A 12,522-nucleotide genomic window follows, 5' to 3' on the forward strand; every position below is an offset into this window, starting at 1 on the left:
TTGGTGGCGTGAGCGCCGCCGTTGAGGATGTTCATCATGGGCACGGGCAGGGTCTTGGCGTTGACGCCGCCGATATAGTTGTACAGGCTGGTGCCCAGGCTCTCAGCGGCAGCCTTGGCGCAGGCCAGGGAGGCGCCCAGAATGGCGTTGGCACCCAGGCGGGTCTTGTTGGGGGTGCCGTCCAGGGCGATCATGGCCTTGTCGATGGCCACCTGATCCAGGACGTTCATGCCCACCAGACACTCAGCGATCTCGGTGTTGACGTTCTTCACAGCGGTGAGGACGCCCTTGCCCAGGTAACGGCTCTTGTCGCCGTCGCGGAGCTCGCAGGCCTCATAGATACCGGTGGAAGCGCCGGAGGGAACGGCGGCACGGCCAACAGTGCCGTCCTCCAGGTAGACCTCGACCTCAACGGTGGGATTGCCGCGGCTGTCCAGAATCTCACGGCCCAGAACATCAACGATCTCGATAATCTGCTTCATGTTCAAAAACTCCTTTCATTTTAGGGGTACGGCTTCCGGTATTTCCGCCGTACCTTCTATCTGTCAGGGCGGCAGAAACCGCCCGAACATACAATGATGTGCTGCTTACGCCTCGATCAGGGTGTTGCCGTCCATCTCGGCGGGCTTTTCAAGGCCCATCAGGTCCAGCATGGTGGGGGCGATATCGGCCAGACGGCCGTCACGCAGCTTCACGTTGGCGCCCACGATGCAGAAAGGCACCAGGCTGGTGGTGTGGGCGGTGTAGGGAGTAACGCCGTCGTCGTCCAGCATCCGGTCTGCGTTGCCGTGGTCGGCGGTGATGAGCGCCACGCCGCCCATCTTGCGGGTGGCCTCCACAACCCGGCCCACGCACTCGTCCACGGTCTCAACCGCCAGGCGGGCGGCCTCGTACACACCGGTGTGGCCCACCATGTCGCAGTTGGCGAAGTTGAGGATGACCACGTCGTAGTTGCCGCTCTCAATGCGCTTCACGGCCTCGTCGGTGACCTCACGGGCGCTCATGTCGGGCTTGAGGTCGTAGGTGGGCACCTTGGGGGAGGGGATGAGGCAGCGGTCCTCGCCGGGGAACACCTGCTCGGCGCCGCCGTTGAAGAAGAAGGTCACATGGGCGTACTTCTCGGTCTCAGCGATGCGGAGCTGGGTCAGGCCCAGGCGGGAGATATACTCGCCGAAGATGTTCTTCAGCTCGTGGTGGGGGAAGGCCACCGTCACGTTGGGCATGGTGGCGTCATACTCGGTGGTGCAGACATAGGTCAGGGGGAAGAAGCCCTTCTTCCGCTCAAAGCCGTCAAACGCGGGGTCCACCAGGCTGCGGGTGAGCTCACGGGCCCGGTCGGGGCGGAAGTTCATAAAGACCACGCTGTCGCCGGACTTGATGACCGCGTCCTTGCAGCAGATGACGGGCTCCACGAACTCGTCGGTGACGCCGGCGTCATAGGACTTCTGCACGGCGGCGGCAGGGTCGGCCTCAAAGGGGGCCTCGCCCAGCACCAGGGCGTCATAGGCCCTGACCAGGCGTTCCCAGCGCTTGTCCCGGTCCATGGCGTAGAAGCGGCCGGAGATGACGCCGATGTGGGCGTTGCCCACCTGGGCGCACTTCTCGGCCAGCTGCTCCACATAGCCCTTGCCGGAGGCGGGGGGCACGTCGCGGCCGTCCAGGAAGGCGTGGACATAGACGTCCTTCACTCCCTGCTGCTTGGCCATGTCCAGCAGCGCGAAGATGTGAGTGATGTGGCTGTGGACGCCGCCGTCGGACAGCAGGCCCATCACGTGGAGGGCGTGCCCCTCCTGCTTGGCGTTCTCCATGGCCCGCAGATACTCGGGGTTCTGGAAGAAGTCGCCGTCCTTGATGGCCTTGGAGATGCGGGGCAGGTCCTGGAACACCACCCGGCCGGCGCCGATATTGGTGTGGCCCACCTCGGAGTTGCCCATCTGGCCCTCGGGCAGGCCCACGTCCAGGCCGGAGGCGGACAGCTTGCTCACCGGATTCTCGGCAAACAGCTTGTCCAGCACGGGCTTGCGGGCATTGGCGATGGCGTTGCCCTCGGTCTCGCTGCGGAGACCATAGCCATCCATAATGATAAGCGTAGTGGGTGTTTTACTCATAAATAACCTCAGTTCCTTCAGGTAAGATTGGGGCGGCGCGCAGCGGGTCCATACCGTCCCGCCGCGCTCTGCCTCCTCTTGTCACGCTTGGCCTGCTTGGCGGCTCAGCGCTTCCTGTCACGCTTTGCTCGCCTCGCGGCCGGGTCGCCTTCCCTCCGACTCGTGCCAAACCCGTCCCGCCTCTCTTTGTCGGCGTGCCTGGGCTTTGGCCCTCGCTCCGGTCCAGCCTCCCCTGCTCGGCGGCTCAGCGCTTCCTGTCACGCTTTACACCCTCCGCGGCGGCGCCTAAGCCCCTCCGGCTGCGCAAGCCGGCCGCCGCCCCCTTCGGGGTCTGCGGTCCGTTTGCTCCGCTCCGGGGTCTTACCCGCCTGCTCCCGGGTGCTCAGCGCTTCCTCTTACTCCTGATTGGCAGCGTTGACAATGGTGGTGAAGTCGGCGGGCTTCAGGGAGGCGCCGCCGATGAGGCCGCCGTCGATGTCGGGCTGGGCGAGCAGCTCAGCGGCGTTCTTGGCGTTCATGGAGCCGCCGTACTGGATGGTGACGGCGCGGGCAACCCGGGCGCCGTACAGCTTGCGGATGACCACGCGGATGCTCTCGCAGACCTCGGCGGCCTGCTCGGCGGTGGCGGTCTTGCCGGTGCCGATGGCCCAGATGGGCTCGTAGGCGATGACCACATGGCGCATCTTGTCGGCGGGTACGCCGGCCAGCGCGGCCTTCACCTGATAGGCAATGAGCTCCATGGTGACGCCCAGCTCACGCTGCTCCAGGCTCTCGCCCACGCAGACGATGGGGTACAGGCCGGCCTCCAGCGCGGCGTGGACCTTCTTATTGACGGTGAAGTCGGTCTCATTGTAGTACTGGCGGCGCTCGGAGTGGCCGATGATGACGTACTTCACGCCCAGCTCCTTGAGCATCTCGGCGGAAACCTCGCCGGTGTAGGCGCCGTGGGACTCGTAGTGGCAGTTCTCAGCGCCGATGGCAATGCGGCTCTCCTTGAACAGGCGCACGGCGGCGGGGATGTTCACATAGGGCACGCAGAGAACGACCTCGCACCACTTGGGCTTACCCAGCATGGGCTTGATCTCCTCGGCGAAGGCACGGGTCTCGCTGAGGGTCTTGTTCATCTTCCAGTTTCCGGCGATGATGGTCTTGCGGTAGCGGCGGTTCATTGTAGTTCAATCCTTTCCATATATGTGAAACTTTGCGCAGGCTGCGCGCCGGACTCGTCGCGCCCTGCGGGAATCGGGCATTTTGTCGGAGCAAGCTCCGTATCTCCCCGCCAAACCCGCTCCGTTAGGCGTCGGCAGAGGCGCATGGGAACTGCCCGGTTTAAAAAGTTTAGGCGGCCAGCAGGCAGGCCTCGTCGGAGCAAGCTCCGTATCTCTCGCTTCCGCCCCAGGGCGAAAGCGCAATCACTCCGCTGCTCCTCCTCTCCCCACCGAACCCGCTTCGCTGGGCTTCGGCGGGGACCCCGAAAGGGCGTCGCCGCAAGCTCCATATCCCTCGCTTCCGCCTGACGGCGAAAGCTCGCTCATTTCGCTGCGGCTCCTTTCCCCACGAAACCCGCTTCGCTGGGCTTTCGCGGGGACCCCGATGGAGCTGCCCGGCCTCTATTGTTTAAGCGTCCAGCAGGCAGGCCACGCCGGGCAGCTCCTTGCCCTCCATGAACTCCAGGGAGGCGCCGCCGCCGGTGGAGATGTGGGTCATCTTGTCGGCATAGCCCAGCTGCTGCACGCCTCAGTGCCCTTGGCGAAGGCGGGGAACTCAAACACGCCCATGGGGCCGTTCCAGATGACGGTGCCGGCGTCCTTCACGGCGTCGCAGTACAGCTTCACGGTCTCGGGGCCGATGTCCAGGCCCTGCCAGCCGTCGGGGATCTCGCCGGTCTTGACCACCTTGCTCTCCGCGTCGGGCGCGAAGGCGTTGGCCACCACGGTATCCACGGGCAGGAGCAGCTTGACGCCCTTCTCGGCGGCCTTCTTCACCATGTCGTTAGCGTAGGACTCCCAGTCGGCCTCCAGCAGGCTGTCGCCCACCTTGCCGCCCTGGGCGGCGGAGAAGGTGTAGGCCATGCCGCCGCCGATGATGATGGTGTCGGCAATCTCCAGCAGGTTGTTGATAACGCCGATCTTGGAGGACACCTTGGATCCGCCCAGAATGGCCACCAGGGGGCGCTTGGGGTTGGCCAGGGCGCCGCCGATGATCTCCAGCTCCTTCTGAATCAGGAAACCGGACACGGCGGGCAGGTAGTCGGCTACGCCGGCGGTGGAGGCGTGGGCGCGGTGCACGGCGCCGAAGGCGTCGGACACATAGACCTCAGCCATGGAGGCCATCTTCTTGGCCAGCTCGGGATCGTTCTTGGTCTCGCCCTTCTCGAAGCGGGTGTTCTCCAGCAGCATGATCTGGCCGGGCTGGAGGGCGGCGGCCTTGGCCATGGCGTCCTCGCCCACCACGTCCTTGGCCATGATGACGTCCTTGCCCAGCAGCTCGCTCAGGCGCTTGGCAACAGGGGCCAGGGACAGCTTGGCCAGGGACTTCTTCCACTCCTCCTCGGTGATGGAGGCGGGGTCCTTGCCCTTCTCAGCCTGCTTCTTCACATAGGAGTCGAAGGTGGCGACGGGCTTGCCCAGGTGGGAGCAGGCGATAACGGCGGCCCCCTGGTCCAGCAGGTACTGGATGGTGGGCAGCGCAGCGCGGATACGCTTGTCATCGGTGATGGTGCCGCTGCCGTCCTTGGCCAGGGGCACGTTGAAGTCGCAGCGGAGGAGAACCTTCTTGCCGGCGACGTCGATGTCTTTCACGGTCTTCTTGTTGTAGTTCATACGAAAGCTCCTTTCATCTCTCCTTCCCCGGACAATCCGGGGAACTCTAACTGGCGCAATGCTTCGTAGGTCACTATGGCGACGGAATTTGCCAAATTCAGGCTGCGCGCGTCGGGGCGCATGGGGATGCGGATACACCGGTCACGGTGGGCCTCACGAAACGCCTGGGGCAGGCCCGCCGTCTCCTTGCCGAAGAACAGCCAGCACCCGTCCCGGAACTCCGCCTCCGCATAGGAGCGCGGAGCCTTGGTGGTGGTAAGCCAGAGGTCTTCCGCGCCGGTACGGGCGAAGAAGTCCTCCAGATTTTCGTAAACCGTCAGGTCCACCATGTGCCAGTAATCCAGTCCGGCCCGCTTCACCGCCCGGTCTGAGATGTCAAACCCGAGGGGCTTGATCAGGTGAAGGCGGCTGCGCGTGGCCGCACAGGTCCGGGCAATGTTGCCGGTGTTCTGCGGAATTTCCGGTTCAACCAGAACAAGATTCAGCATAAATCCGGCCCACCCCCCATTTACAGCGGTGTTATTGTACATCGAATCCCGCAGAATTTCAACAGCAAATACGTCGATAATCCCATAAAAATTCATTTTTTATTGAACAATTCTCCGTTGTTTCGTTTTCGGAGCGTTTTATGCTTTATAGTTGTGAAAAGTTGTGCTACAATATCGGCAGTAACAGGGCCGCGCTCCGCTTTGCTGTGCGGTAAAGCTATCCAGCCCCACATTAAGTATCAGCTAAATTTCGCGCTTTTCTGCTGGAAAATGATTGATTAAGGAGAATGAACGTGGAAACTCAGACACAACGCCTCCGAATTGTGGTGAAAGTGGGCACCTCCTCTCTCACCCACGACACCGGGCGGCTGAATCTGCACAATATGGACCGGCTGGCCCGCACCCTGTCCGACCTGGAGGGCATGGGCCATGAGATTGTTCTGGTGTCCTCGGGCGCCATCGGCGTGGGCGCCACCAAGCTGGGGCTGAAGGAGCGGCCCAAGGAGCTGCGGATGAAGCAGGCCGCCGCCGCCGTCGGTCAGTGCGCCATCATGCACCTGTACGACAAGCTCTTCGGCGAGTACAACCGGATGGTGGCCCAGATCCTGCTGACCGGCGAGGACGTGGACGCCCCTGTCCGGGCCGAGCACCTGCACAACACCTTTGAGTCCCTGCTGGAGCTGGGGGTTATCCCGGTGGTCAACGAGAACGACTCGGTGTCCTCCGCCGAGATTGAGACGGGCAAGTGCAAGGTCCTGGGCGATAACGACACCCTGTCCGCCATTGTCGCCCGGCTGGTGGGGGCCGACCTGCTGGTGCTCCTGAGCGATATCGACGGCCTCTACGACGCCGATCCCCACAGCAGCCCGGACGCAAAGCTCATCCACCATGTGGACGCGGTGACGCCGGAGCTGCGGGCCATGGCGGGGGGCGCGGGCACCTGGCGGGGCACCGGCGGCATGCAGACCAAGCTCAATGCCGCTGAGATCGCCATGGCCGCCGGGGTGGATATGGTCATCACCAACGGCGCCCGGGTGGAGGACCTGTACGGCATTGTGGCCGGGGAGGACATCGGCACCCGCTTCTCCGCCGGGAAGCAGGGGCAGTAACGCTGCATACATATTAGAAATTTTACCGCGTAAGCGGAGAAACGGGGGATTGACATGACAATTCTGGAGAGCCAGGGTCTGGCCGCCAAAGCCGCCGCCCGGGTGCTGTCCGTGGCGGACGCCGCCCTGAAGAACCGGGCGCTGGAGGCCATTGCCCAGGCGCTGCTGGACCGGCAGGAGGAGATTCTCTCCGCCAACGCCCAGGACCTGGCCGCCGCCCGGGAGAGCGGTATGCGGGCGTCCCTTCAGGACCGGCTGGCCCTGGACGGGAAGCGGATTGCCGGCATTGTGGAGGGCGTGCGGCAGGTGGCCGCCCTGCCCGACCCCATCGGCCAGGTGACCAAGATGGAGAAGCGGCCCAACGGGCTCATCATCGGCCGCCGCCGGGTGCCGCTGGGGGTCATCGGCATCATCTACGAGGCCCGGCCCAACGTGACGGTGGACGCCGCCGCCCTGTGCCTCAAGTCGGGCAACGCGGTCATCCTCCGGGGCGGCAAGGAGGCTCTCCACTCCAACATGGCTCTGGCGGCCATCATGCGGGACGCCCTTCAGGCGGCCGGGCTGCCCATGGACTGCGTCTCCCTGGTGGCCAGCACCAGCCGGGAGAGCGCGGCGGAGCTGATGGGCCTGACGGGGTGTCTGGACGTGCTCATCCCCCGGGGCGGCGCGGGGCTCATCCGCTCGGTGGTGGAAAACGCCCGGGTACCCGTCATCCAGACCGGCGTGGGGGTGTGCCACATCTATGTCCACGAGAAGGCCGACCTGCAGATGGCGGCCGACATCCTTTACAACGCCAAGTGCTCCCGCCCCTCGGTGTGCAACGCGGCCGAGTGCCTGCTGGTGGACCGGGCGGTGGCGGAGGAGTTCCTGCCCATGGCCCAGGCCCGGCTGGCGGAGAAGCAGGTGGAGCTGCGGGGCTGCCCCGAGACCTGCGCCATCCTGCCCCGGGCCGTGCCCGCCGTTCCGGAGGACTGGGACACCGAGTACGGCGACTACATTCTGGCCGTCAAGGTGGTGGGCGGCCAGGACGAGGCCATGGACTTTATCGCCGCCCACGGCACCGGCCACTCGGAGGCCATTGTCACCGCCGACTACTTTGCCGCCCAGCGCTTCCTGGACGAGGTGGACGCGGCGGCGGTGTACGTCAACGCCTCCACCCGCTTTACCGACGGCTTTGAGTTCGGCCTGGGGGCGGAGATCGGCATCTCCACCCAGAAGATGGCTGGAGGAGCTGACCAGCTCCAAATACGTTATCTACGGCACCGGACAGGTGCGGTGAGCATAAGCTGGAAGGGACGGTTCCCCCGTCTCTTCCAGCTTTTTTCTGTGCTGCCGCCCCGCCGTCTGATTCATCGGTACATACGCTCTGTCAGGGCGTATGAATTTTGTCGAGAGGCGGCACTGCTATGGAACATACCCAGGAAGCGCGCGCCCACGGGCACACTGTGGAGACGCTCCCCCAGGACGGGCTGCTGGTGCATAATCTGGGGCCCATTCCCCCGGCCGCGGGCGGCTGTGTGGTGGAGTTTGCCTTCACCCTGCCCGCCGTCCCGCCCGACACCCGCACCGCTGTGGCCGTCACCCTGCTGGAGCTGGACGGAGGGGGCCGGGCCTTTCCCCGTGGGATGCGCACCCTCCTCCTGCCCGCTCACCACAGCCCCCGGCCCATGGATGTCCAGGTGGAGGGAGTCCGCTTCATCCTCCCCGCCGAGCTGGATCTGAGCGGGACGGGCCGGCGGCAGCTGGCAGTCCAGGCCGAGTCCCAGTATGTGGACGTCCATGCCCGGTGCGAGATGCGGAACGAGCCGCACTGAAACGAGCCGTCCGGCCATTGGCCGGACGGCTCGTTTCAGTCCTGTCTGCTTCTTTATTCCTTCAAGGGGTTGCCCTTTCCATCGGTCTTAATCGCGCCCGTCAGAATCATAATGCCCTCCACCAGGCCCCAGACAGAGCCCAGGCCACAGGTAAGGAGGGTCACGACAATCTGAATCACACCCCGGCCCGTGTTGCCCAAGTAGAAATTATGGATGCCCAGGCCGCCCAGGAAAATCCCCAGCAGACCTGCGGCCATTTTGGATTTCTGCTCCCCGGAGGCGGCCGCCTTTTTCAGCTCCACGCCGCACTTGGTGCATACCGCCGCGTTTTCCGCCGTTTCCGCGCCGCAATTGGGGCAATAACGGTTCCCGTCGCCAGCCTTCACGCCGCATTTCACGCAGAACGCCGCATTGCTGTCCAGCTCGTTGGCACAATTTCTGCAAAACATATGCTCTCTCCAACCTTTCTCTTTATCGCAGGAGCAGACGTACTGTCCCTGTCCGATCCACCTGTCTATCTCCTTTTTCGATTATAAATCATACAAATTCATATGTCAAGATGGATTTACGATGTGGAACACGTTTATAACTGCACACAATTTCATATGATAAAGATGACTGAGCCGGGGGAGGGCTCTGCATATGGAATTGGACTACAAAAAGATTGGAACCCGCATCGCCCACCGCCGCAGGCAGCTGGGGCTGAAGCAGTCGGATGTGGAGGAGCGGGCGGAAATCGGCTATAAATATCTCTCAAATATTGAGCGCGGCATCTCCGTACCATCCACAGAGGTGATCATGCGCCTGGCCGCAGCGCTGGACACTACGCCGGATGAATTTCTGGTGGGAACGGTCCAGAGCACGGAGGCCTCCTGGCGGTCCGTGGCCGAGCGGCTGCGGGGGATGAGCCCCCGGCAGCTCTCCCTGGTTGACAGCTTTTTGGACTGGCTCTCTCAGCAATCTTTATAAAAAATCGCCCCATCCGACTGCCGGTCGGATGGGGCGATTTTTTGATTCAGAGCCGGGTTTTTTATCGTCTGCGCGCCGCGTCCCGGATGACCTTCCACACCTGGATGACCAGGGTGGGCGCAAAGGCCAGCCCCACGATGGTACCCAGCAGGGACAGGGTGAGGGGAGCCACCTGGAACAGGCCGGTCAGGCCGGGGATAAAGAGCACCGCGGCCAGGAGCACCACGCCGGCGGCAAAGGCGCCCAGGCTGGCCCGGTTGGTGGTCAGGCCCAGGCGGAACAGGGAGGCCTCGCCCCGGCAGTTGAAGCCGTGGAACAGCCGGGCCAGGGTCAGCGTGGCGAAGGCCATGGTCATGGCCAGGGCGTCCCCGCCATTGTTCAGGCCCACAAAGAAGGCGGCCATGGTGGCGGCGGCGATGAGCGCGCCGTAGGTCATAATGCGGACGAGGAGGGAGCGGTTGAGGATGGGCTCCTTGGGGTCTCTGGGCTTCTGGTCCAGCAGGCCGTCTCCCGCGGGCTCCACGCCGATGGCGATGGCGGGCAGGGAGTCGGTGAGCAGGTTGATGAACAGCAGGTGCACCGCCGCGAAGGGTGTGGGCAGGTTGGCGATGGAGCAGATGAGCACGCTGAAGATGCCCGCCATATTGCCCGACAGGAGGAAATTGATGGCGTTTTTGATGTTGGTATACACGCCCCTGCCGTTGACCACCGCCTTGACGATGGTGGCGAAGTTGTCGTCAGAGAGGATCATGGACGCGGCGTCCTTGCTGACCTCGGTGCCGGTGATGCCCATGGCCACGCCGATATCGGCGGCCTTGAGGGCGGGGGCGTCGTTGACGCCGTCGCCGGTCATGGAGACAATGCGGCCCTTCCGCTGCCAGGCCCCCACAATGCGGATCTTGTTCTCCGGGGACACCCGGGCGTAGACCGAGATCTTCTCCAGACGCCGGTCCAGCTCATCGTCGCTCATGGCGTCCAGCTCCACGCCGGAGAGCGCCTCATCCCCGTCCTGAAAGATACCCAGCTGCCGGGCAATGGCGGAGGCGGTGACCTTGTGGTCGCCGGTGATCATAATGGTGCGGATACCGCCCCGCTTGGCGTCGGCTACGGCCTTGATGGCCTCGGGCCGGGGCGGGTCAATCATGGAGACGAGGCCCACAAAGGTGAAGTCCCGCTCGTCCTCCAGCGCCAGAGAGCGGACTGACTCCAGCTCCTTGCAGGCGAAGGAGAGGACACGCAGGCCCTGCTCTGACAGCTCCATGTTCACCCGGGCGATCTCCGCCCGGCGCGCTTCGGTCATCTCCACCCTGCCCTGACTGGTGAGGAGCCAGGTCGAGCGGTCCAGCAGGGTGTCGATTGCGCCCTTGGTGTACATGGTGGGCACGCCCTCGATGTTGTGGAGCGTGCTCATCAGCTTCCGGTCGGAGTCAAAGGCCAGCTCGCTGAGGCGGGGGTGCTGCTTCCGGTAGCTCACTTCGTTCACGCCGATGCGGTCGCCCAGCATAACCAGTGCCACCTCGGTGGGATCGCCAATCTCGGCGCCGGTCTCCTTATCGGTGGTGGCGTCGCTGGCCAGGAGGGCCTCCTTCAGCAGCAGGCGCTGCACATCGTTGGCCAGGTCCATCTGTTCGCTGTCCAGCAGCATGCCGTCGGCATAGATTTTCTGGGGGGTCATCTTGTTCTGGGTCAGGGTGCCCGTCTTGTCCGAGCAGATGACGGACACAGCGCCCAGCGTCTCCACCGCCTTCAGGTCCTTCATGATGGCGTTCTCCCGGGCCATCTTCTGAGTGCCCATGGCCTGAACAATGGTGACGATGGAGGACAGGGCCTCGGGGATGGCGGCCACGGCCAGAGCCACGGCAAACATCAGGGCGTCCAGGATGGGCTTCTGGTGGTACAGGGACAGCCCAAACACCAGGGCGCAGATGACCATAATGATAATGGCCAGCTTCTTGGAGAAATTGTCCAGGCTCTGCTGGAGGGGGGTCTTGCGCTGCTGGGTCTGGTTCATCAGGGCGGCCACCTTGCCCAGCTCCGTGTCCATGCCCGTGCCGGTGACCACAAAGACCGCCCGGCCATAGGTCACCAGGGAACCGGAGAACACCATGTTCTTCCGGTCGCCCAGGGCCACATCAGCCTGGGGAATGACCTCGTCGGTCTTCTCCACCGCCTCGCTCTCGCCGGTGAGAGAACTCTCATTGACCTTCAGGGAGTAGTTCTCCAGAATCCGGCCGTCGGCCACCACCATGTCGCCGGCCTCCAGCTCCACAATATCGCCGGGAACCACCTGAGCAGAGGGCACGGTGGTGCGCGCGCCGTCCCGTATCACCTTGGCGCTGGGCGCCGACATTGCCTTCAGGCTCTCCAGGGATTTCTCCGCCTTGAAATGCTGCACCGTGCCCAGCACGGCGTTGAGAATGAGCACCGCGAAAATGACGATGGTGCTCTCCGCCTCACCGGTGGCCAGGGAGATGAGGGCCGCGGCGATGAGGATCATCACCATCAGGTCCTTAAACTGCTCCAGGAACACCTGGAGCACAGTCTTCTTCTTGCCCTCGCTCAGGGCGTTGGGGCCGTACTTTTCCAGGCGCTCCGCCGCCTCGGTCCCCGACAGTCCCCGATGCTGGTCGCTTTTCAGGGACGAGAGCGCCTGCGCTCTCTCCAGCGTATGCCAGCGCTGTTTTTCTGTATCCATGTCTGTTCACCTTCATTTTTTGTTTTCATAAGGTAAATGAAATTTCCTTGGGTGAATTATACTATCCTTTTTATAGAGGTGTCAATCCCTATCTGAACAAAAAATTGGGATATTAAGGTAACAATTTAGTCTTTTCGTGTAATTCATAAATTATTCACAAAGGCTTCATGATTTGGCCTTAATTATTGGTTATGATGATATCGGATTCAGGAAGAACGATTTAAATCCTCCCAACACAACCAATCCCTCTCCAACACCTTTGCAGAAAAACACACACCCGAAAAGCCCCGGCTGAAAGGCCGGGGCTTTTCGGGTGTTTTCAGGCTGTCGAAAAAGTGGCTTCCGCCACTTTTCCGAAGGGGCTTCATGAAATTTTCACCTCGATTTCTGAGGAAATTGTCGGAAAAAATTTCATGCAAAGTGTCATTTTCGAGGCGCATGTCCCCGAAAATGACGGATTTTCATTTGATTCCGTCATCTGCGGATGACGGAACTCTGCGAGGCTTCCTCTTCTGGG

At 62.9% G+C, this 12,522-nt stretch carries 8 protein-coding genes and 3 pseudogenes; 4 read left to right on the forward strand and 7 right to left on the reverse strand.

Translation table 11 applies throughout. The annotated features are described in order from the left end of the window. The 5 genes and pseudogenes from eno to QZY67_RS11455 form a co-directional block, all read right to left on the reverse strand. Positions 1–482, reverse strand: a pseudogene (gene eno, locus QZY67_RS11435) (phosphopyruvate hydratase); the annotation flags it as partial. A gap of 105 nt (positions 483–587) precedes the next feature. Continuing rightward, positions 588–2,108: a 2,3-bisphosphoglycerate-independent phosphoglycerate mutase gene (gene gpmI, locus QZY67_RS11440; RefSeq protein ID WP_295370430.1), complete on the reverse strand. Its 1,521-nt coding sequence runs from the start codon at positions 2,106–2,108 to the stop codon at positions 588–590. A 395-nt stretch (positions 2,109–2,503) separates the two neighbouring features. Then, positions 2,504–3,277 carry a triose-phosphate isomerase gene (tpiA, locus tag QZY67_RS11445; RefSeq protein WP_295370431.1) on the reverse strand — a complete coding sequence of 258 codons (774 nt, stop codon included), beginning with the start codon at positions 3,275–3,277 and terminating at the stop codon, positions 2,504–2,506. 448 nt (positions 3,278–3,725) lie between these two features. Further along, positions 3,726–4,930, reverse strand: a pseudogene (locus tag QZY67_RS11450) (phosphoglycerate kinase). Beyond that, positions 4,927–5,418 carry a tRNA (cytidine(34)-2'-O)-methyltransferase gene (locus tag QZY67_RS11455; RefSeq protein WP_294536523.1) on the reverse strand — a complete coding sequence of 164 codons (492 nt, stop codon included), beginning with the start codon at positions 5,416–5,418 and terminating at the stop codon, positions 4,927–4,929. Before QZY67_RS11455 ends, QZY67_RS11450 begins: the two are co-directional and overlap by 4 nt. A 287-nt stretch (positions 5,419–5,705) precedes the next feature. Between QZY67_RS11455 and proB the strand changes: the two genes are divergently transcribed. From proB to QZY67_RS11470, 3 genes and pseudogenes are all read left to right on the forward strand, one after another. Continuing rightward, positions 5,706–6,527: a glutamate 5-kinase gene (gene proB, locus QZY67_RS11460; protein WP_294536521.1), complete on the forward strand. Its 822-nt coding sequence runs from the start codon at positions 5,706–5,708 to the stop codon at positions 6,525–6,527. 54 nt (positions 6,528–6,581) lie between these two features. Then, positions 6,582–7,806, forward strand: a pseudogene (locus QZY67_RS11465) (glutamate-5-semialdehyde dehydrogenase). A 127-nt stretch (positions 7,807–7,933) separates the two neighbouring features. Beyond that, positions 7,934–8,341 (forward strand): hypothetical protein, encoded by a 408-nt coding sequence (locus tag QZY67_RS11470; protein WP_294536517.1) that lies wholly within the window; start codon positions 7,934–7,936, stop codon positions 8,339–8,341. Positions 8,342–8,394: 53 nt separating this feature from the next. On the opposite strand, the gene QZY67_RS11475 is transcribed toward QZY67_RS11470, so the two are convergent. Beyond that, positions 8,395–8,790, reverse strand: coding sequence for a TM2 domain-containing protein (locus QZY67_RS11475; RefSeq protein WP_294536515.1), 396 nt, complete (start codon positions 8,788–8,790; stop codon positions 8,395–8,397). Positions 8,791–8,983: 193 nt separating this feature from the next. Between QZY67_RS11475 and QZY67_RS11480 the strand changes: the two genes are divergently transcribed. Then, positions 8,984–9,310: a helix-turn-helix transcriptional regulator gene (locus QZY67_RS11480; RefSeq protein ID WP_294536262.1), complete on the forward strand. Its 327-nt coding sequence runs from the start codon at positions 8,984–8,986 to the stop codon at positions 9,308–9,310. Positions 9,311–9,371: 61 nt separating this feature from the next. Here the strand turns inward: QZY67_RS11480 and QZY67_RS11485 are convergent, their stop codons facing one another. Then, positions 9,372–12,005, reverse strand: coding sequence for a cation-translocating P-type ATPase (locus tag QZY67_RS11485; RefSeq protein WP_295370436.1), 2,634 nt, complete (start codon positions 12,003–12,005; stop codon positions 9,372–9,374). Positions 12,006–12,522 lie beyond the last annotated feature (517 nt).

The organism is uncultured Pseudoflavonifractor sp. (assembly GCA_904419835.1).
Lineage (GTDB): Bacteria > Bacillota > Clostridia > Oscillospirales > Oscillospiraceae > Pseudoflavonifractor.

Excerpts from the sequence above, each read along its gene's own strand:
- tpiA (WP_295370431.1), bottom strand. The coding sequence starts at position 3,277 with ATGAACCGCCGCTACCGCAAGACCATCATCGCCGGAAACTGGAAGATG.
- QZY67_RS11485 (WP_295370436.1), bottom strand. The coding sequence starts at position 12,005 with ATGGATACAGAAAAACAGCGCTGGCATACGCTGGAGAGAGCGCAGGCG.
- gpmI (WP_295370430.1), bottom strand. The coding sequence starts at position 2,108 with ATGAGTAAAACACCCACTACGCTTATCATTATGGATGGCTATGGTCTC.
- proB (WP_294536521.1), top strand. The coding sequence starts at position 5,706 with ATGAACGTGGAAACTCAGACACAACGCCTCCGAATTGTGGTGAAAGTG.
- QZY67_RS11455 (WP_294536523.1), bottom strand. The coding sequence starts at position 5,418 with ATGCTGAATCTTGTTCTGGTTGAACCGGAAATTCCGCAGAACACCGGC.
- QZY67_RS11480 (WP_294536262.1), top strand. The coding sequence starts at position 8,984 with ATGGAATTGGACTACAAAAAGATTGGAACCCGCATCGCCCACCGCCGC.
- QZY67_RS11470 (WP_294536517.1), top strand. The coding sequence starts at position 7,934 with ATGGAACATACCCAGGAAGCGCGCGCCCACGGGCACACTGTGGAGACG.
- QZY67_RS11475 (WP_294536515.1), bottom strand. The coding sequence starts at position 8,790 with ATGTTTTGCAGAAATTGTGCCAACGAGCTGGACAGCAATGCGGCGTTC.